The following is a 20,277-nucleotide window of genomic DNA, read 5'->3' on the forward strand; positions in this document are numbered from 1 at the left end:
CCGCGCTCGCGCGGCCTTTCTCCTTTTTGCAATGTGTACCGACCATGCATGCCGGCCAGCGGCCGGCATCTACCCATGAGCGACCCCATGTCCCTGTTCGAGCGCCTGTTCCAGCTGCAGCAGCACGGCACCACCGTGCGCACCGAGCTGCTGGCCGGTGTCACCACCTTCCTGACGATGTCCTACATCGTCTTCGTGAACCCCGAGATCCTCGGCACCACCGGCATGGACGCGGGCGCGGTGTTCGTGGCCACCTGCCTGGCCGCCGCACTGGGTTCGGCGGTGATGGCGCTGGCCGCCAACTTCCCGGTCGGCATGGCACCAGGCATGGGCCTGAACGCGTTCTTCGCCTTCACCGTGGTCGGTGCCGCCGGCCTGCCGTGGCAGCAGGCGCTGGGTGCGGTGTTCATCTCCGGCCTGGTGTTCCTGGTGCTGTCGCTGACCGGTGTACGCGCGTGGCTGGTATCGGGTATTCCGTCATCGCTGCGCTCGGCGATCGTGGCCGGCATCGGCCTGTTCCTGGCGATCATCGCGCTGCAGAAGTCCGGCGTGATCGTCGGCAATGAAGACACGCTGGTGGCGCTGGGCCCGTTGAACACGGCGCCGCCGCTGCTGGCACTGGCCGGCTTCCTGCTGATTGCCGTGCTGGAAGCGCGCCGCATCCGCGGTGCGATCCTGATCGGCATCCTGGCCGTGACCGGCGCTGGCTGGGCATTGGGCGATGTGCAGTACCAGGGCCTGGTCTCGCTGCCGCCAAGCCTGGCACCCACCTTCCTGCAGCTGGACCTGCCGGGCCTGCTGCACCATGACGGCGGCGCACCGATCGCAGTGCTGCTGCAGGTGGTGCTGGTGTTCGTGCTGGTGGAGGTGTTCGATGCCACCGGCACGTTGTACGGCGTGGTCGGCCGTGCCGGCCTGCTGAAGCTGCCGGGCGCGCAGAAGCGTTTCGGCCGCGCGCTGCTGGCCGACAGTACGGCGATCGTGGCCGGTTCGCTGCTCGGTACCAGCAGCACCACCGCCTTTGCCGAAAGCGCTTCGGGCGTGCAGGTGGGCGGCCGCACCGGCCTGACCGCACTGGTGGTGTCGGCGCTGTTCCTGGCCGCGCTGCTGTTCTCGCCGCTGGCGGCGATGGTGCCCAGCTATGCCACCGCGCCAGCACTGCTGTTCGTGGCTGGCCTGATGCTGCGTGAGCTGGTGGAAGTGGACTGGAGCGACCTGACCGAATCGGTGCCAGCGGCACTGTGTGCGCTGGCGATGCCGTTCACCTATTCGATCGCCAACGGTCTGGCATTCGGTTTCATCGCCTACGCCGCGCTGAAGGCAGGCACCGGCCGCTGGCGCGAAGTGCATCCGGCGGTATGGCTGGTGGCGGTGTTGTTCACCCTGCGCTACGCACTGGAATAAGCGGTAGGTGATGCCGGCCAGCGGCCGGCACTACCGGACGCGGGGTTCACCCGCCACGCACGGCGCTCTGGGATGATGCGGGCATGGTTCGGCCTGCCCTTCCCGCGGATCCGTCTTCGCCGTTGCGCCGTCGATTGCTGCGCTCGGCGGTGCTGGCGCCATTGGCCAGCATGCTCGCCACCCTGCCCGGCTGCTCGCTGCCAGTGCAGGTGGATGGCACCTTCCTGCAGCCGTGGCGCATCCACCTGCAGTGGGGCCTGGCCGACTGGCAGCGATCCTTGAAGCTTGCGCATACGCTGGGCTGCCGTCAGCTGGTGCTGCAATGGACCGGCATCGTCGGTGGCAGCGACGGCGACTGGTCGCTGCCCGACGGCAGCCTGCAGCAGCTGTTCACTGCCGCCAGCGAGAACGACATCCGCATCCGCGTCGGACTGCCCTTCCAGCAACGCTGGTGGCAGGCGATCGGGGCCGACGATGCCATGCTGCAGGCGTTCCTTGCCGACAGCCTCGCGCATGCACGCAGCTGGTTGGCACAGGCCCCCTGGGCGCAGCAGCCGGCCTTCGAGGGCTGGTACCTGCCCTACGAACTGGAGCAGTACCACTGGGCTGATCCGGCCCGCCAGCAGTGGCTGGCGCAATGGCTGCACGGGCTGGTGGAGGCCGCCAGCGCGCGCGGCGGTGACTGTGCGATCTCCTGTTACTTCAGCCGCCTGCAGACCGATGGCAACCTGGTCACGCTGTGGCAGGCGGTGCTGGCACAGGCCACGCTACGGCCGATGGTGCAGGATGGCGTGGGGGTGGCCGGTGCCGGCAACGTGCAGCAGCTGCAACCGCTGCTCGATCATTTCCACGCACACGGCATCGGTTTCGATGCGATCGTTGAGTTGTTCCGCGAACTGCCCAGCGGCCCTGCCGACGGCAGCGGATTCAAGGGCGAAACCGCCGATGCCGCACGCATCCAGCGGCAGTTGGCATGGGCACGCGGCAGCGGCGCACAACAGGTGCTGGTCTATGCGCTGGAGCCATGGTTGACCCAGGACACACCGCAGGCGGCGGCGCTGCGGCGGCGCTGGGGGCTGGCTCAGTAGTAGAGGATGGCGGTGGCAAACAGGCCCTTGGCACGCTGCGTATCACCGCCACCGATCGCGAAGCGGTACTGCACGGTCAGGTCCAGGTAGGAACGCGGCGTGTTGTAGTGGTCCTCTCGGAACCAGTAGCGCACGCCCACGCCTGGCCCTGCGCCGAGTGACCAGCTGCGCTGCGTATCGTTGAGCGCGAACGACTGCGCCGGGAACAGTGGGTAACGGATGTCGCGCACGCGCGAGCGCTGGTCCAGCCAATCGGCACCGACCACGACATAGGGTGTGATCACCCAATGCGTCTGCCCGGCACCGAAACGGAAGCTGCGCCCGGCGCGTAATTCACCGGCTGCGAACCACTGTTCGCGATGCAGGCGGCCATTGGCCTCACCCAGGCGCCGCACCGGCGTGCCGTTGGCATCAAGCGCGTCGAGGGTGAAGGTGGCACCGTTGTCGTCCCAGGTATATCCCCCCTGCGCGTAGCCACTGACCATCCACCACTGGTTCACATCGGTGCGCAGATCGGTGCCGTGGTAATAGCCGTAGGTCAGGTAGGACATCCAGCCACCGGAACCACTGGCCAGCCGGTAACGTGCCAGCGTGCTGGCTTCCAGCGGCCGGTTCAGCGCCAGCTGCAGGCGGCACTGCACTGCTGCCGACTCGGGGTAGACCTCGCCCTGGCGGGTTGCGCTGCCGAGAAACTGGCGGCGCTCGACACCGGCGCTCAAACCGGTCTGGCCAAAGGCGTAGCGCAGGCCGAACGAGGCGATGGTGGACGGCCAGCCGGTAGTGGAACGCGAGTGGCTGAGGCGCTCGGCGCGTGCACGCGCATCCGGCGTTGATTCGCCGGTGCACGGGTCCACCGCGCGGATCGATTCGTAGGTGCCGCCCTCGTCGTACAGCGTGTTGAGCAGGCGCGCGTAGAGTTCCAGCGTGCCATGCTGGTCGTTGAAGGCCGGGGGCCGCCAGAACGCCTCCAGCGTGCTGAACACCGAATCGCCCGGCGTGCTGATCGCCGCGCCGCCGACATTGGTCGCCGCCTGGCGCGCACCTCGGAAACCCGCCGAGGCGATCACGCCCCACTCGCGCGAGTAATTGGCGATGGCATTGCGCACGTTGTAGCGCTGGTGCGCATCCAGTGGCAGCTCACCGGCATCGGCGCGATCAATGGCGCTACGCAGCAGCGTCACCGCCTGTGGATGGTCGCCGTTGGCTGCGCTGGCATAGGCCTGGTCGAGCACTACGCTTTTCGGTGCCCTGCCGGTGGCCTCGGCGGCACGGAAGTCGGCCAGTGCGCGCGCCGGCTCGCGGGCCTTCTGGTTGAGGTAGCCGCGCTGCATCAGCGCGCCCGCTTCATCGGGGTGCTGCGCCAGTGCTGCATCCAGGCGCTGCCGCGCTTCGTCCTGCTGGGTACGGTTGCCCGACGCCAGTGTGGTGGTCAGCAGGCCCTGCAGGTTCGCGTCCTCCGGCGCGAGTTGCACGGCCTGCCGTGCCTCACCGATGGCATCGGCGTAATCCTGGCGCGCGTAGGCAGCGTAGGCACGCTGTGCGGCACCGCCATCCCCCTGCAGGTCGGCCGGCATCAGTTCGCAGACGTTGCCGCTGTCACCGGCCTGGCAGTGCTGGACCGGTGCCGGGTAGGCCTGGGCGCTGATGCGGGGAAGCGCGCGACTGGAGCGGATCGCCCTGCTGCGTTGCTCGATGCCCTGCTGCAGCAGCTGCTGCGCGCGTGCATCGCCTTCACCTGCCGGTACCGCCGCCTGCAACGGTGCCAGCAGTGCAGCTGCGCGTACCCGATCACCTGCGGCCAGCGCAGCATCCACCGCCAGCAGGCGCACGTTGCGCTGCTGCGTTGTTGATCCCGGCGAGGCAAGCGCGGCGTCGAAATCCTCATTGGCCAGCGCCACACTGCCCTGGCGCTGGCGCAGGTAGCCACGCATCACCCGTGCATTGAGGTCGTTGGCATCCACCTGCAATGCCGCATCAGCACTGTGCTCAGCGTTCGCGAGCTGATCGCCCTGCAGCTGCGCGGTGATCAGCAGCAACCGGTATGAAGCAACGTCGGGGGCCAGCTCCACGGCGGCGTGCGCCTGCTCAATGGCGGCGGCATCCTCGCCTGCGGACAGCGATTGATAGGCCTGCTGGGCCTGCAGCAGCGCGCGTTGGCGGCCCAATGCCACGCGCCGCGTGCGCAGTTCTTCGACATTCGGTGCGCCCAGCTGCAGCGCGGTGCTGATGGCGGCGTCGGCCTGTCCGGGCTGTTGCTGTGCCTCCAGCGCGACCACCCACAGCAGCGCCCATGCGCCCTGTTTCGGCTGCTGCCGGAACGCCTGCTCGGCCTTGCTGGCGGCGATGCCCATCTGCCCGGCGTCGTAGGCCGCATAGGCTTCGGTTGCCAGCATGTAGGCCTGCCGATTGTTGCGGTCGGCCACCGTTGCGGGTGCACGCGGTACCGCTGTGCTGCGCGCGGCACCTGTGGTCGTCCTGGGCGCAGCGGCCGCCAGCGCCGGCAAGGCCGGATCCTTCATCCCCGCGGCCAGCGCACGGCGCGCCTGCTGCTGCGCTTCTGCGCCACGACCAAGCTTCTGCAGCGCATAGATCTGCAGCAGGCGCAGCCGCACCACATCCGGGCGCAGCCGGATCGCTTCACTGGACTGCCGGTAGGCGGCGGGGTAATCGCCACGTTCATAGGCGGCAAAAGCCTGCTCGGCGATGCGGTAGGCCGCACCGGACAGCGGCAGTGCCGCATCGGCCTGCGCCAGCACCGGCGCGGCGGCCGTGGCCAGTGCCACGGCAATGACGGTGGATAGCAGGGTGGTCTTCATGCCGGTAAGGCTCCGGGAGGCGGCGACTGCAGCGTGGCCGCACGCCTGCGCTGCTCCTGCATGGCCTGGGCCACGGCCTCTTCGGTGGTGATGCCCTGCTTGACCAGGTAGTCGCCGATGCGACCGTCGCGCTGCGGCATGTAGTCGTCCAGTGCGATCTCGAAGCGTGCATGATCGATCAGGCGCATCTCCACCAGCAGGTCACCCAGCAGGGGCACATTGTCCAGCTGCCACTGCCGGTCGCCACCGATCAGGCGCAGGCCCGCGTTGATCTCGCTTTCGCGGGCGATGCTCTGTTCGATGTGCTCGCTGCGGGTTTCCTGCTTCAGCAGGGCCAACGCGTCTTCGGGCAATGGGCTGGCCACGGCCAGCCGCAGTGTTCCCTGCTGGCGCGGCGGCAAGGGCAGCATGCGCCATTGCACACAGGCATCGGCACTGACCGGGAACTGGCAGGCGCGCAGGTAATCCACGTCGATCACCGCGCGTGGCAGGTCCCCCTGAAAGGCGATCGCCTCGGCCAGCGTTTCATCATCCAGCCAGCCCTGGGTGAGCAGGATGCGGCCCAGCGGTTGCTGGCGACCGGCCTGCTGCTGGTCCAGCGCCTGCTGCAGGCGTTCGGGTTCCACCGCCTGCCAGGTGGTCAGCAGTTCACCGAGTTGCTTGCGGGTCTGCACCAGCTGCGCCGCATCCGGGAAGTCGTGCATGGTCTTGTCCCAGACCATGCGCTTGCCGAACAGCAGGTAGGCCAGGAACACCTTCCAGGCACGGGCGGTGGCCATGAAATTGATCATGTTGCCGACCACCATGCGCGGGATCGACATCAGTGCGTGCTCCCAGCCGTACAACCGGTTGACGAAGTAGAAGCGCTGCACGACGCGGGTCGCCAGCGCTGCGGTGGTCAGCAGCGCGACATTCATCTGCCAGGTACCGGCCTGGAACACGCTGGGAAACTGCATCGTCCACAGCCCGGTCATCTTCAACAGCCAGAACAGCAGCAGCTGCAGGAAGATGAGGTAGGCGATGATGCTGACGAACGAGGTGATGATGCCCTTGCGGTCACGCGCCAGCAGGTACTTGGTGGCCAGCGAGCCGCGCCAGCCCAGCGACTCCCAGCTCTGCAGGCCGATGCCCAGCACCCAGCGTGCCTTCTGCCGGTACGACGCGCGGAAGTTGTCGGGAAAGTATTCGCGTACGCACAGCGCCATCTGCTGGGTGCGCTCGCGCACCGGTCCCCAGCCGAACCATGACGGGCGGCGCACGCGGAACTGCACCGGGAAGCGGGCGAAGATCGACTGCATGCCCATCGCCGCCAGTCGCGCACCGACGTCGTAATCCTCGGTGAGGCTGTCGGTGTTGAAGGGCTGGTTGTCGGTCTGCGCGCTCAGCGCCAGCAGCGCGCGCCGCGAGAAGCAGGTACCGACGCCTGCGGAGGGCACCATGCCGGACACGCTCTCGCGTACCACCAGATCCTTGGCGTGCCATTCGGCGAATTCGTCCATGTAGACGCCGGCCACCAGTTCGTACCACTCGCGGTCCAGCGAGGTGACCGGCAGCTGGATCATGTCCTTGCGCGGCAGCAGGTAGTTGTAGAAGCGCAGTTCCATCGGGTGCAGCACGTCCTCGCTGTCGTGCAGGATCACGCCGGCGAACTCGATGTCGTGGCGCTTCTCGTAATCGAAGATCGCCAGGATCAGCCAGTTCAGGCAGTCGGCCTTGCTGGTCGGCCCGTCGTGCGGTACTTCAACGCGGCGCAGGCGCTTGTAGCGGCGGCGCATGCGCTCGACTTCATCGATGGTCTGCTGGTCGTTGGGATAGGTGCCGACGAACACGACGTACTCGCGGTAGTCGAGTACGTTGATCATGTTCTCCACCATCTGCGCGATGACGTCGTACTCCATCCACGCCGGCACCATGATCGCCAGCGGCTGTTGCGGCCGCTGCATCAGGTCTTCCTGGGTCAGCGGCCGGTACGCTTCGCGACGCTTGATGGTCAGCGCGCGCCAGCTCTCGCGCACCCAGTACCAGACGTCGATGAACAGATCATCGAGGCTGGAGATCAGGATCAGCACGGCCACCGCCGCCGCCGTGGTTTCCAGGACGGCGTAGTAGTTGGCCAGCTGGATGTTCCAGAACAGACCGTCCACGGTGGATCAGTGCCCTGCGTTGGCGGACTTGCGGCGGCGCACCTGGGTGACGCGGGCGGCCAGCAGCGCGAACACGATCACGCCGACCAGCAGCAGCAACCAGACCATGTGCCGTTCCCACTTCGATTGCGGATTGCCATCCTGGGCAACGCGGCTTCCGTAAGGATCCTGGCGATCGAACTCGCGCACGGCATCACTGCCGTCGAGCACCGCGAGATCACCGCGCAGCAGCCGGAACGGTGCGCCGAACGACGGTGCCTGTGCACCCAGATCGCTGTACAGCACGCCGAGCTGGCCACCGGAGGTGCCGACCTGCACCACCGCGGCGCGGTCCAGGCCGCTGACATCCAGCAGCGGCTGCGGCTTGCCGCCGATCAGCAGGTGGCCGTCCTTCAGGCCGGCCACATCGACACCCGACGGCGCCACTCCGAAGGCCAGCCACGGCGCACCCGGGCTGACCGCCGCACCGGCATCGACCACCTTCAGCTCCGACGCCTCTGGCGAGGCCCCCACTGCACTGGCCACCGCGATCACCTTGCGCAGCGATGCCGGCGCGTCCTGCAGCCAGGTGGCGGGCACGAACATCTGGTTGCCGCGTGACAGCTGACTGCTGGCACCGACGAAGTCACTGCCCAGCGAACGCTTGGCCAGGGTCAGGTGGCTGCTGGGCAGGATCGAGACCGGATACGCGGTGGCCGGATCGTGGCAGTAGGGGCGTGCCGGCTGGCGCAGGAAGCTGACGCGGATCTCGTTGCGTGCCGACAGCGCGTAGGCCGGCACCTTGGCCACCAGCCGTTGCGGCTGGCCGTTGGCCGACAGCACCTTGCCGCCCAGCAGATAGTCGTTGAAGTAGATCGTCGCCACCGCGCCCTGCCCGGCCGCGTTGGGAGCCGCCGAGACATCGATCACCACCTCTTCGGGCAGGCGCCCATCGGCCGACAGCGCCCCGAGGTCGAAGGTGGCGCTGCGGTCCGCGCGGGTGACGACATCCATCGTGCCGGCGATGTTGCCGAGCCGGCTCAGCAGCACCTGGTCACCGTCCAGCTTCGGCGTGCCCGCTGCGCTGACCTGCAGGCTGCGGCCGAGCGCATAGCTGCGCCACTGTTCGGCGAAGAGTCCGGAAACCTTGCCCGCCGCCGCTGGGTCGACCACCAGCGTCGGACGACCGGCAACGGCCACCACGCTGACTGACGCGTTGGCGGCGGGCTTTTCCAGGCCGCCCATGTCGGTACCACGCCACACAGCGAACGCCGTGACCGCATCGGCGCCGGTGGCGCCGACCTGTGCAGCGAGCGCATCCAGGGCCGCGCGCACGCCGGCCCGCAACGCATCGCTGCCGATCATCACCTCTGCGGCCAATGGCCCACTGTCACGCAGCGACAGCAGTGCCCCCACTTCAGCCAGATCCTTGATCACATATGCGCGCTCGCCTGCGGCCAACGCTGCATAAGCGGGCACACCCTGCAGGCTGGCCGGGATGCTGATGCCGGTCAGGTCGACGCTGTCACCGACTTTGGGCAGTCCCACCACCTGCACCTGCTTGCCACCGGCCTGCAGGGCCGTGCCAATGCGCCAGGCCGCGTCGTAGATGGGGGCCTGCAGCGCCTTGCCGTCCACCAGCAGGCGCACCTGCGGGGGCAGCGCGCCCCAGGCCTTGGCCACGGTGTCCACGGCGCGGCCGTCGAAGCGGTAGCTGAAGCGCGAGTCCGGCGACAGCCGCAGCACGTTGGCCGGCGCGCTCTGGTCGGCACATTGGTAGTCGGACACGATCGACCACCAGCCGACACCGACCCGCACGAAGCCGTTCTGGCGGGGTTCGCCATCGATGGCCAGCAGCTGGCTGGCGTCACCCTGTGCATCGGTGATCGAGCGTGCGGCGATCGGATCGCCATCGACCGACCACAGGCCGGAAGTGCGCCCGGCGTGACCGCGCACATAGCGCCCATCCAGCTGCAGCTGCGCATCGCGGGTGGCGACGCCGGCCGGCACCGGCAGGTAGATCTCGCGCTGGCTCTCCTGCCCGCTGAGCACCAGCGGTTGGCGGAAACCGAGTTCGCGCAGGGTCATCTGCCGGCTGACCGTGCCGTCGCCGCTCCACTCGGCGAACTGGCCGGCGACGCTGTCGGCGGCATGGGCACTGCCCACCACGCCCGACAGGACGAACGCGGCGGCGGATGCAAACAGGGGAGAGCGGCCGGTCTGGGTCATGGCGTCACTTCGCGTGGATGGGGGTGGACGGCGCCGCTGCTGCGGAGGCCGGGCGAGAATTCGGGAAGCGGCGTACCACGCAGCGCGGCGACGATGCGCACGCTGGCGCGACCATCGCCGTAGGGGCTGGCGTCGGGATCGAAGCGGGTCGGGTGCGGTGGTTGTGCCAGTGCCGCGTTGACCGCTTCGACAATGCGTGAGGGCGTGGTGCCGACCAGCGTCACCACACCGGCCTCGACCGCCTCCGGGCGTTCGGTGACGTCGCGCATGACCAGCACGGGTTTGGCCAGCGCAGGCGCTTCTTCCTGCACACCACCGGAGTCGGTGAGGATGACGTCGGCGCGCTGCATCAGGCGCACGAAGCGCAGGTAGTCCTGCGGCGGCACCAGGTGCACGTTGTCGAGATGGCCGAGGTGGGCGTTGACCGGGCCCTGCACGTTCGGGTTCAGATGCACCGGGTACAGCACCTGCAGGTCCGGCCGCCGGGCCAGCTCAGCCAGCGCGCGGCAGATGTCCTCGAAGCCCTGGCCGAAGCTCTCGCGGCGGTGGCCGGTAACCAGCAGCAGGCGACGATCGGGGTCAAGCATGTGGAAGGGTTCGTCAGCCCGCGCACGCAGCGCCGGGTCGGCATCCAGGCGCTCTACGGTCTGCTGCAGGGCATCGATGACGGTGTTGCCGGTGACCAGGATCTGCCCGCCCAGGTGTTCACCGGCCAGGTTGGCGCGCGAGCTGGGCGTCGGCGCGTACAGCTGGTGGCCGACCACATCGATCACCCGCCGGTTCATTTCCTCCGGCCACGGCCGGTTGATGTCACCGGTGCGCAGTCCGGCCTCGACATGGCCGATCGGAATCCGGTGGTGGAACGCGGCCAGCGCGGCGGTCATCGCCGTGGTGGTATCACCGTGCACCAGCACCCAGTCGGGACGGACCTGCGTGTACAGCGCGTCAAGCCGTTCGAACAGCTTGGAACACAGGCCATTGAGGGTCTGGTTGGGCACCATGACATCGAGGTCATGGTCAGCGGTGATCTCGAACAGCGACATCACCTGGTCCAGCATCGCCCGGTGCTGGCCGGTGATGCAGACCACCGATTCGATGTCCGCAGCTTCGGCCAGGGCTCGCACCAGCGGCCCCATCTTGATTGCTTCCGGTCGCGTGCCGAACACCGACAGAACCTTCACCGCAGCGCTCCGGACGGCCGGCGCGGCGGGATGCAAGCAGTTGTAGCCACGTCTGGATCCTTTCGGCGTTCCCGTCCAACACCCGCGGGCAGGAGACGGTCACCTCATGAGGAAACTCCAAAATCGCGACGTACATCACATTCGAATGATGGTACGCGCGTCGTGGCATTGATCTTCATCGTTGGAAGATCAAGACGCAGTCAACGCCGCCCGTGTAACGGGCGACGTTGCGGTGGAACGCAGCAGTGGCCGCGGCCTGGGGCCGCCTTACTCGTACTGGATGGTGAAGGTGGCCTGGCCGTTCGCGACACCGGCACCCACCGTGCCGGCCTGGGTCTGCACGTAACGGGCGCGCAGCGGCAAGGTCATCGTGCTGGTGCCGGGGGTGGTGGTACCGACGTTGACGGTCTGGCCGAAGCGCACTTCGCGCTCGGTGCTGCCATCACGCTGGACCATCTGGATGCCGATGCGGGTGGCGCTGTTGGTGGCCGCGCTGAGCTTCAGCACGCCCGGCATGTTCGAGCTGTCCTGGTCGGCATCGAGACGGATGCCGATCTTGCTCTGGTACTGGGCGACATTGCTGCCCTGGCAGTTCAGGCGGATCTCGAAATCGCGATCGACGGCCTTGGAACCGACACCGGTAAAGGTGGTGTTGGGCACACTGCCGAAATCGACCGCAATGTTGCGGCTGCCGGCCTGCACTTCGCAGGTCGGGCTGACCACGGTGGTGCCCGAACCCCTGAAGGTCGAGGTCAATACCGGGCGGCCAGTACCATCGCCGTCGTAGTAGTAGGTGGTGAACCGGCCATTGGGCGCAATGATGCCGGAGCCGGTCTGCGCCGCGGTCTTGATCAGCTCGACACGGAAGCGGCCGCCATTGAGCGATATATTGGTGGGGCCGCGCAAATTGAGAGTATGTGGGTAGTAGGTCTGGATATCCCCAGAATCGCGATAGACGCGGATACCCACCCCAGCCACATCGGTGGCATAAACGTTGCTGAACCCCGGAACCGGCGTCTGTTGTGCAGCATTGACGAAGCGGCCACTGGCATTGCCGCCCCAGCCATCACAGCGGGCGATACTGTTCCGCTGATTGATGGTCACGATCAACTCTTTGATCACTCCACCCACAGCGAGATTGGGCAGGATCACGATCTGCCCCATATCCATCTGAACATCCTGCGCAACGAAGCCGGATTGGGTGATGTAGCAACTGGCGAACGCCGGACTGGCGAAGGCGGCGCCACCGAGCATGGCCATCGCGGCCAGCACCTTGCGGCCACGGGAAGAGATCATCGGCATGCTGCCTCCAGCGGGATGAAGCCGGTCTTGGACGCATCAGCGCCCGCCGGAACCTGGTAATCGACGGTGCAGCGCTGGTCGGCGCCGGCGCCCCACTCCACCAGCAGGCTGCCCTGGTTCTTTTCACTGCGCACGTACAGGCGGCCACCCTGGCTGACCATGCCCACCGGCTGGCCCTGCTCATCCTTGACCTGCGCACCGAACGGCATGGTGCGGCCATCGGGGTTGCGCACCTGGATCAGCAGCGCGTTGCCCTTGCGGGTATCGAAGCGCAGGTAGCTGATGGCACCGGCGAACGGCGCGATCGACTGGCTGGTGCTTTCCAGCTCGACGTCGTGGGCCATGCCCTGCGGGTCGAGGGTGACGGTGTTGAGGCGGTACGGCGACACGTACGGGACCACCGCGTATCCGCGGCCATCGACGCGCAGGCCCGGGGCGTTGCTGACGATCGCATCGCGTGCGCCTGGCGCTTCCACCAGCACCATGGTGTCGCCACGCTGCGGGGTGAAGGTGAAGCCGCCCGGATGCACGACCACGCTGCCGTTGGCACCGACTGAAGCCTGGCGGAAATCGCGCGAGTGGCTGTAGGTCGCGTTCAACGCGCTGTAGCGGCTGCGATATTCCGCACTGCCCACTGCGGTGGTGCCACCTTCGCGGGAGTCGGAAAGTGCCACGCCATAGCTGAAGTTGTTGTCGACGCCGGTCGAGCCGGTGATGCCGACGCGGCTGTTGTCGTAGCCACCGCGCTCGCGCACGCCGAGGTCGGCGCTGAACGACACCGGGTGGGAACCACGGCCCAGCGGCACGCTCATCGACAGCAGGTACTGGGTGTCGGAACGGCCAAGCACGCCCTCTTCGGTGCGCAGCGCCGAGAAGCCGTAGTTCACCGAACGCCAGGCGTTGTTGTAGCCCACCTGGTACTGCTTGGAGGTGCCGGGGCGGTCGTAGAAGTCACGCACCGAACCGGTCACGTACAGCGCGCCGCCGCGACGGCCCAGCGGCTGGTTCAGCGTTACCTGGAACTGGCTGCGTTGACGGCCACGGGTGGTTGGATCGATGCCGCGCTTGTCCGAATCACGGCCGTACAGCGCATCCTGCAGGCTGTAGAAGCCTTCGGTCGAATAGCGGTAGGCGGCCAGGGTCAGGTTGGTCCCGGTCTCGCCGATCATGTTGCTGTAGCTCAAGCGCACGCTGGCACCGGTGTGGTTGCCGTAGTGGTCGAACGTCGTACGGGCGTGGGTGACGTCGGCGGCGAACGCGCCGACCGGCGTGGACAGGCCGACGCCGTACAGCAGCGACAGGTAGCCATCGCTCAGTGCACTGCCACCGTACAGGGTCAGCTGGTTGCCGATGCCGCGCTGGTAGGTGCCCTGCACCAGCCACGGCTCATCGGCCAGCAGCTTGTTGCGCACCTGGCCGGCCGTCAGCGAGTAACGCGACACGCCTTCACGCAGCATCTGCGGCACCGAACCGAACGGCACCTTGAATTCGCGGCGGCGGCCATCGGCCTCGATCACGCTCACTTCCAGATCGCCGCCGTAACCGGTCGGGTACAGGTCGTCGATGACGAAGCTGCCCGGCGACACGGTGGAGGAGTAGATCAGCTGCTCGTTCTGGCGCACTTCGATGCGTGCGTTGGTCTCGGCGATGCCGCGCACGACCGGCGCGTAACCGCGCAGCGAATCGGGCAGCATGCGGTCGTCGCTGGCCAGGCTGGCACCGCGGTAACCGATCGAATCGAACAGTTCACCGGTGGTGTAGGCCTCACCGATGGTGAGCATGCCGCGCACCTGCGGGATGCCGCGCTGCGCATAGGTGGCGATGCTCTGCCAATGGCGGCCGTCGCCCTCGGACCAGGTCAGGTTCGAATCGTGGCGGAACTGCCAGCCACCCAGGTTCATGCCGGCGTTGAGGCCGAGGTAGGCACTGCGGTTGCGCTGGCCACCTTCGACGCGGCTGTCGCTGTCGATGGCATTGAAGCTGTAGCCGACGAAACCGGCATTGATGCCACGGTCCCACAGCGCCGGGTTGACGTAGCCGCGTGCCTCACGGCGCAGGAACACCTGCGGGATGCTCAGGTCGTAGCGCAGGTTGCCGCTGTCATAGACACCATAGGCATTGGCCATGCGCTGCTGGACGGGCACGCAGCTGGTCTTGTCGGTGGGCACGGACGGATCCTGCTGCAGCAGCACGGCCTCGCTGTCCACGCCCATTTCTTCCAGCATCGGCAGCGGCAGGCAGGCGTCGACACGGCCCTGCGCATCGGCCTTGAACTGCAGATCGCGACGGCCCTGCCAGGCACCGTTGACGTAGACGTCGACACGGTAGTTGCCGGCCACCATCGGGTTGCCGTTGCTGAAGGCCGCCAGGTCGACCTGCTTGGCCTGGCCGGACAGGAAGCTGGAGTTGAACTGGGCCGATTCCGGTGCACGCGCATTGGCCGCACCACTCTGCGCCATCAGCGCCTGTTCGCCGAGATTGGCCGGGGCAGCCAGCGCCCATCCTGGGCAGGCCACGCCAGCAACCAACAGGCAAAGCGCCTGATGGATCGACAATGTCAATCTGTTTCCGATCACACTGACATTCCTTCAATTCGCCGCACAGCGGCGGTGGCGGGATGCGCAGGCCGGGGGCCAGCGCGGCGCGTTCAGCCCCCGGTGCTGCCGAGGCGGATGGTGTGTTCCACCCGGCCGCCGTAGTCGTTGATGGTGATGAAGCGGACCTGGTCGGTGCCCGCCGGTGCGGCGAACTCCAGGCTCTGCTTCGGCGCGACCATCGCGCCCTTGTCCTCGACGGCCTTTTCACTGCTGCCGGTCACGGCATGTACTTCGGCCAGAGTGACGTGGAAGGGGCTCGGGTTTTCCACCCGCAGACGGTCGCCCGTACGGGTCCAGCGCAGCGCTGCCGGCGCGTCGTTGGCGACGCCCTTCAGGCCCTGCGGCCGGTAGAAAAGCTTCAGGCGCGAACGAAACGCGACCTGCAGGTAATTCTGTTCGCCGCTGTCGGCGTTGTCCGGGGACGGCGGAACATCCAGCACGTTGAGCCAGAACACCGACTCACGGTCGGTCGGCAGCTGCGCGCCGGAGAAGATCAGTCGCAGCGCCTGGCTGCGGCCCGGCTCGACACGCGCGATCGGCGGCGTCAGCACGAACGGGGCATCGCTGGTATCGGCGGTCTGGTTGGCGTCGCCGCTGTCGATCCAGGCCTGCACCAGCGCCGGCGAATCGCCCACGTTGTCGACCTGCACGGTGACTTCGCGCGCCTGCGCCGGATAGATCACTCGCGTGCCATTGACCACCACGCCGGCCAGAGCGTTCTGGCAGAAGGGCAGCGTGAACGCTGCCAGCAGCAGCGCCCGGGGAAAGATTGCTTTCATCGGAAGTACTACGCTCGAGGTATGTGGCCAGGGGCCGCGATGCACTGGCCGGCGCGTACGCCGGCCAGTGCGGGTACGACTACGATCAGTTGTAGATGATCGTGTACTTGACGCTGCTGGTGACGTCGCCCGGGGTGGCGGCGGCAGTGGCGTAGTACTCAGCGTAGTAGCTCAGGTCGGCCGAGCCGTCGGTGCCGACGGTGACCCACTGCGAGTTGGTCTGGGCCAGGCCAGCGCCAGCAGCCTTGATCGGCAGGACCTGGTTGTTCGAACCCAGCAGCTGCAGCTGCACGTTGGTGGCAGCGTTGGCCGAAGCCTGGTTCAGCAGGCGGCCGGTGTTGAAGTCAACGGTCGAACCCGGCTCGAAGTAGGTGGCGACGTTGCCGGCGCTGCACTTGGTCAGGTTGATGGCGAACGGGGTACGGCCCGCAACGTTACCGGCGACAGCCAGGGTGTTCTTGGACACGGTCGGCAGGTTGACGGAGAAGTCCTTGCCGCCCGGGGTCGAGATGGTGCAGGTCTTGTCGGTCACCTTGCCGTTGAAGGTGATGGTGCCGTCGGCGGCGTTGGCGGCCAGCGGAGCGGCGGCCAGCATCACAGCGGCGATGAGATTGATCTTGTGCATTCGCTTTTACCTAACCCTACTGAAGAGATGAGAAGTAGAGGAGGAAGCAAGGAGCACTGCCGGGCTATCAAGACCCATCCTTGCGTCTCACCTGTGGCCGGACTCGGACATACCTTCCCCTGAATCCGTGACGCAAGTATAGGCACAACTGTGATGAAAGTCACATTATTTTTCTGAACGACAATTTATTGACGCATTAAATGTGACGTGTTAGGCAAAATAGAGGCTCGGGGAGCGCAGGGGATTCGACGGTGGCCCGATCAGGTCACAAACGACCCTGGATGACGCGCCTGGTGGCGCGTTCGGCATGCGTGGAAACAGGCCTTTTTAAGGTGGAAATCACCTTATTTGATGCGCATCACTCTTTGTTGGTGATGGCCCTAGCAGATTCGGAATTGTCCTATTAAAGACGGATCGAACCTGTCGCTAACTAGGACACACCGAACCAGAGAACGTGTCATGAGGAACTCCATTCTGCTGTGCGTGGCCCTGATGTCCGTCAGCGCACTGGCCCAGGCCAGCAGCGGCAACATCCGTTTCAGCGGCCGCATCGCCGAGCCGGGCTGCACGACGGCCCTGTCCCAGGGTGAGCTGAGCCTGGCCGCCTGCCCGCCCTCGGCCAAGGGCTCGACGGTTGCCGTGACGGCCCTTGCCGATGGCCAGGCCGCGACGCTGCGCGACGGCAAGCGCCAAGGCCAGAAGCTGTCGGTGTCGGCCAGCGCGATGCGCGCCGGCGATATCGCCTTCTCCGAGCGTTACAGCGTGCAGGCGTCGAAGCAGCAGCCGCTGCAGGGCGCCTACCTGGTGGTGGTCGACTACCTGTAAGCCGGCCTGCTGTAAGCCGACGTGTTTACGCCGGCGGCAACTCGAAGACCTGGCGCAGATAGGCCAGGTAGCCCGGGTCGTCGCACATGCTCTTGCCCGGCGAATCGCTGAGCTTGGCCACCGGCTGGCCGTTGCAGCGGACCATCTTGATGACGATGTTGAGCGGCGTTGGCCCCAGATCATTGGTCAGGTGGGTGCCGACGCCGAAGGCGACCTGGCAGCGACCACGGAAGTAGTCGTACAGGCGCATCACCTTGGCGATGTCGAGCCCATCGCTGAACACCAGCACCTTGCTGCGTGCATCCACCCGGCGCTGCTGGAAGTGCGCCAGCATGCGGTCACCCCAGTCGAACGGATCGCCCGAGTCGTGGCGGACACCGTCGAACAGCTTGCAGAAGTACATATCGAAGTCGCGCAGGAACGCATCCAGGCCGACCACGTCGGACAGCGCGATGCCGAGGTCGCCGCGATACTCGCGTGCCCACGATTCCAGTGCCGCCACCTGCGAATCACGCAGGCGTGGACCCAGCGCCTGGAAGGCCTGCAGATACTCATGGGCCATGGTGCCGTGCGGGGTCATGCCGTACAGGCGAGCGAAGTGCACGTTGCTGGTGCCGACCAGCTGCGGGCCGAGCGCGTCGCGCAGCAGCGGCAGCAGACGGGCGTGCCAGTCGCGCGAGTAGCGGCGGCGGCTGCCATAGTCGGCGATGCGGCACTGCTCGAACCCCGGGGTATCACGCAGCAGCGCGGCCTTGGCCTGCAGGCGGCGCTCGCCCTCGGCGAAGTCGGCGGTGGTGGTGTTGCGGAACCAGACTTCGTTGATGATCGCCAGCAGCGGCACTTCGAACAGGATGGTGTGCAGCCACGGGCCGGTGATGTCCAGTTCGATCTCGCCGGGCACGGTCTTCGACGCGCGCAGCTGGATGTACTTGCGGTCGAGATGGAACAGACCAAGGAAATCGGCGAAGTCGGGCTTCACGAAGCGCAGGCCACGCATGTAATCCAGCTCTGCGTCGCTGAAACGCAGGCTGCACAGGTGGTCGATCTCTTCGTCGATCTGGTCGATGTAATGGGCCAGGTCGATGCCGGGCGTGCGGCACTTGAACCGGTACTGCACCTGGGCGCCGGGGTGCTGGTGAAGCACCGCCTGCATCATGGTGAACTTGTACAGGTCGGTGTCGAGCAGGGACTGGATGATAGGCATGGGGCGGATTATGCGCCCGGCAGGGTGAACCGGGGTGGCTGCGGCCACCCTCGGCTCTCCGCGGAACAGCGTTGGTAGATCCACGCCATGCGTGGATGCCCTTTCGGCTCTACAACGACCTGCGCAGCAGACGCGGCACCAGCATCAGGGCGTGCGCCCAGATCGCGCCCCACACCGCCACCCGTACCGGCAGCGAACGCTGCCTGGCCTCGAACTTCTGGAAATAGCGCCACAGGCCCTTGTGCTTGTGCCATTCGACGAAGAACGGCCGCGAGCGGCTGGAGACGCCACGAACGTGGGTGACCTGCAGGTCATTGGCGATCGCCACCACCGCCCCCGTTTCACGTGCACGCCGGCACAGATCCAGGTCCTCGGCGTGCAGGCGATAGCCGGCGTCCCAGCCTCCGATGCAATCGAACAATGCACGCGGCATCATCAGCAGCGCACCGGACAACGCCGGCACCCGCTGCAGCGCCTGCTGCGGGTCACGTGGCACCGCCAGCTTCGAGCCCTTGCCCGGCGAGCGCAGCATCATCAGGAAATCCGGGTCGCGGCGACGCACGGCTTCGTCGGCATGGCCCTGCTCGTCCACCTGCTCGACACCGAGCAGGCAATCGCCCAGTGCTTCCGCGCGGCTGCGCAGTGCGGCCAGGGTTTCCGGTTCGACCATCAGATCCGGGTTGATGAAGGCCAGCCAGGGGCTGTGCGAATCGGCCACGCCCTGGTTGTTGGCGGCGGCAAAGCCGGGATTGTCCGGATTGCCGACGAAACGCACGCGCGGGTCGTGGCTGGCATGGCGCTGCACGATATCCAGCGTGCCATCCATCGAGCCATTGTCGATCACCCGGATCTCGGCCACGTCCTGCGCCTGGCGCAGACGCGAGAGACAGGCATCGATGGTGCTGCCGCTCTGGTAGGTGACGACGATGGCGGCAATGGCAACATTCAAGCAGGAGGCTCCGGCGCGGAAGACGGGACGAACAGGTCCCCCTGTTCCTTCGGCATTATCGCCTGCCGCATGCGCTGCTGCAGGTCGGCACGCAGGCCATGCAGCGGATCGTGCATGAGGAAGTCAGCCAGCCGTGGCACCCAGCCCGGCCAGCGCGCGGCCAGGGCCTCGAGATCGCCATCACGGCTGATCGCCTCCCCTGCCCGGCTGACGAAAGCCGTCTCGCACAACACGTTGCGCCAACCGAGGCCGGCCATGCGCAGGCTCAGGTCGACCAGCGCCGCATTCCAGCCGGCATAGCTGTCCACATCCAGGCCCCCGGCACGTCGGCGCGCGTTGCCCCGCACCAGCACCGCATGGGTGACCGCCGATGGCAGCTCCGGGTGCAGGGTTGGCAACGTGGCGCAGGTATGCGCCAGCAGGGCCGGATCATGGGGTTCGGGATTGATTTCGCCCAGCCGTGGCCACGCCGCGGTTTCGCCGGCATTGCACCACGGGGTTGCGGTCGCAATGGCGGCATCGCGGGCGAAGGTGTCCTGCAGCTGCTGCAGCCAGCCCGGCGCAGGCACGCTGTCCGGCGCCAGCACCGCCACGTCCATGCCATCGCAGGCGCGCAGCATCTCGTCCAGGTGGGCCACCTCGCCCAGCGGCCGCGCGCGGCGGGTGTACTCGGCCTGCAGTGGCGTATGCACCAACCAGTGTTCCACCACCGCCTGCGCGCGCGGCCCGGTCTGCGCGTCGTCGGCCAGCCAGACCGCGGTGCCCGGCGCGGTGCCGGCATCCAGTGCGGCCAGGCAGCGGTCGAGCGCGGCATCGTCCACGCACAGCGGCAACAACACGATCGCCCCCATCCCGCCTCCGTGGTTGTCGGTGGCCACAGCCTAGCACTGGGAGGGTATCGGCCGGGTTGCACCCGGCGCCCGCAGAGGCCAGAGCCAGAGCCGAAGCAACAGCCGGAGCAAAAGCTGGGTTCCTGGGGGATGGCGGGGTGGGTCCGGCTGCCTGGGACGCCGTAAACCCGTCCCCGGGGGCCTCGCCCCCGCGCCCACGCCCCGGACCCCCCCGCCCCCCGACCCCCCCCGCCTCCGCCGACCGCCCCCGCCTCCCCCGGTCAGCCCTCCCAGATCCACCAGCCTGTCCCTCGCGGCCCACGCG

Annotated in this window: 14 protein-coding genes; 3 read left to right on the plus strand and 11 right to left on the minus strand. The window is 67.2% G+C overall.

Going from position 1 to position 20,277, the window contains the following annotated elements:
• Nucleotides 1-87 precede the first annotated feature (87 nt).
• Both EKL94_RS01805 and EKL94_RS01810 read left to right on the plus strand, forming a co-directional pair.
• Complete coding sequence (locus EKL94_RS01805; protein WP_049429488.1) at nt 88-1,404, plus strand: NCS2 family permease; 1,317 nt, start codon at nt 88-90, stop codon at nt 1,402-1,404.
• A 122-nt stretch (nt 1,405-1,526) separates the two neighbouring features.
• Nucleotides 1,527-2,492, plus strand: a complete 966-nt coding sequence (locus tag EKL94_RS01810) for a DUF4434 domain-containing protein (RefSeq protein WP_126927747.1) — start codon at nt 1,527-1,529, stop codon at nt 2,490-2,492.
• On the opposite strand, the gene EKL94_RS01815 is transcribed toward EKL94_RS01810, so the two are convergent.
• The 8 genes from EKL94_RS01815 to EKL94_RS01850 all read right to left on the minus strand — a co-directional run bounded on the left by EKL94_RS01815 (nt 2,486) and on the right by EKL94_RS01850 (nt 16,144).
• The gene (locus EKL94_RS01815) at nt 2,486-5,308 is read right to left on the minus strand and encodes an NfrA family protein (protein WP_126927748.1); all 2,823 of its coding nucleotides are present in this window, start codon (nt 5,306-5,308) and stop codon (nt 2,486-2,488) included. The genes EKL94_RS01810 and EKL94_RS01815 overlap by 7 nt on opposite strands.
• Entirely contained in the window at nt 5,305-7,452 is a 2,148-nt protein-coding gene (locus tag EKL94_RS01820) for a glycosyl transferase family protein (RefSeq protein ID WP_126927749.1), read from the minus strand. Before EKL94_RS01820 ends, EKL94_RS01815 begins: the two co-directional genes overlap by 4 nt.
• A gap of 6 nt (nt 7,453-7,458) precedes the next feature.
• Nucleotides 7,459-9,660, minus strand: a complete 2,202-nt coding sequence (locus EKL94_RS01825; RefSeq protein WP_126927750.1) for a hypothetical protein — start codon at nt 9,658-9,660, stop codon at nt 7,459-7,461.
• Nucleotides 9,657-10,841 (minus strand): non-hydrolyzing UDP-N-acetylglucosamine 2-epimerase, encoded by a 1,185-nt coding sequence (gene wecB, locus EKL94_RS01830; RefSeq protein ID WP_126927751.1) that lies wholly within the window; start codon nt 10,839-10,841, stop codon nt 9,657-9,659. Before wecB ends, EKL94_RS01825 begins: the two co-directional genes overlap by 4 nt.
• Nucleotides 10,842-11,108: 267 nt before the next feature.
• Nucleotides 11,109-12,143 carry a fimbrial protein gene (locus tag EKL94_RS01835; RefSeq protein ID WP_126927752.1) on the minus strand — a complete coding sequence of 345 codons (1,035 nt, stop codon included), beginning with the start codon at nt 12,141-12,143 and terminating at the stop codon, nt 11,109-11,111.
• Nucleotides 12,134-14,698, minus strand: coding sequence for a fimbria/pilus outer membrane usher protein (locus tag EKL94_RS01840; RefSeq protein WP_126927761.1), 2,565 nt, complete (start codon nt 14,696-14,698; stop codon nt 12,134-12,136). Before EKL94_RS01840 ends, EKL94_RS01835 begins: the two co-directional genes overlap by 10 nt.
• A gap of 92 nt (nt 14,699-14,790) precedes the next feature.
• On the minus strand, nt 14,791-15,519 hold the full coding sequence (locus EKL94_RS01845; protein WP_049411192.1) for a fimbrial biogenesis chaperone: 729 nt from the start codon (nt 15,517-15,519) through the stop codon (nt 14,791-14,793).
• Nucleotides 15,520-15,604: 85 nt separating this feature from the next.
• Nucleotides 15,605-16,144 (minus strand): fimbrial protein, encoded by a 540-nt coding sequence (locus EKL94_RS01850; protein WP_126927753.1) that lies wholly within the window; start codon nt 16,142-16,144, stop codon nt 15,605-15,607.
• Between the two features lie 459 nt (nt 16,145-16,603).
• On the opposite strand from EKL94_RS01850, the gene EKL94_RS01855 reads away from it, so the two are divergent.
• Nucleotides 16,604-16,969 carry a hypothetical protein gene (locus EKL94_RS01855; RefSeq protein ID WP_126927754.1) on the plus strand — a complete coding sequence of 122 codons (366 nt, stop codon included), beginning with the start codon at nt 16,604-16,606 and terminating at the stop codon, nt 16,967-16,969.
• A 25-nt stretch (nt 16,970-16,994) separates the two neighbouring features.
• Here the strand turns inward: EKL94_RS01855 and pncB are convergent, their stop codons facing one another.
• The 3 genes from pncB to EKL94_RS01870 form a co-directional block, all read right to left on the minus strand.
• The gene (gene pncB, locus EKL94_RS01860) at nt 16,995-18,173 is read right to left on the minus strand and encodes a nicotinate phosphoribosyltransferase (protein WP_010482009.1); all 1,179 of its coding nucleotides are present in this window, start codon (nt 18,171-18,173) and stop codon (nt 16,995-16,997) included.
• 109 nt (nt 18,174-18,282) lie between these two features.
• Nucleotides 18,283-19,122: a glycosyltransferase family 2 protein gene (locus EKL94_RS01865; RefSeq protein ID WP_126927755.1), complete on the minus strand. Its 840-nt coding sequence runs from the start codon at nt 19,120-19,122 to the stop codon at nt 18,283-18,285.
• Nucleotides 19,119-19,973 (minus strand): glycosyltransferase family 2 protein, encoded by an 855-nt coding sequence (locus EKL94_RS01870; protein ID WP_126927756.1) that lies wholly within the window; start codon nt 19,971-19,973, stop codon nt 19,119-19,121. Before EKL94_RS01870 ends, EKL94_RS01865 begins: the two co-directional genes overlap by 4 nt.
• Between the last annotated feature and the right edge of the window lie 304 nt (nt 19,974-20,277).

This window comes from Stenotrophomonas maltophilia (assembly GCF_003970865.1).
Taxonomy (GTDB): domain Bacteria; phylum Pseudomonadota; class Gammaproteobacteria; order Xanthomonadales; family Xanthomonadaceae; genus Stenotrophomonas; species Stenotrophomonas maltophilia_AR.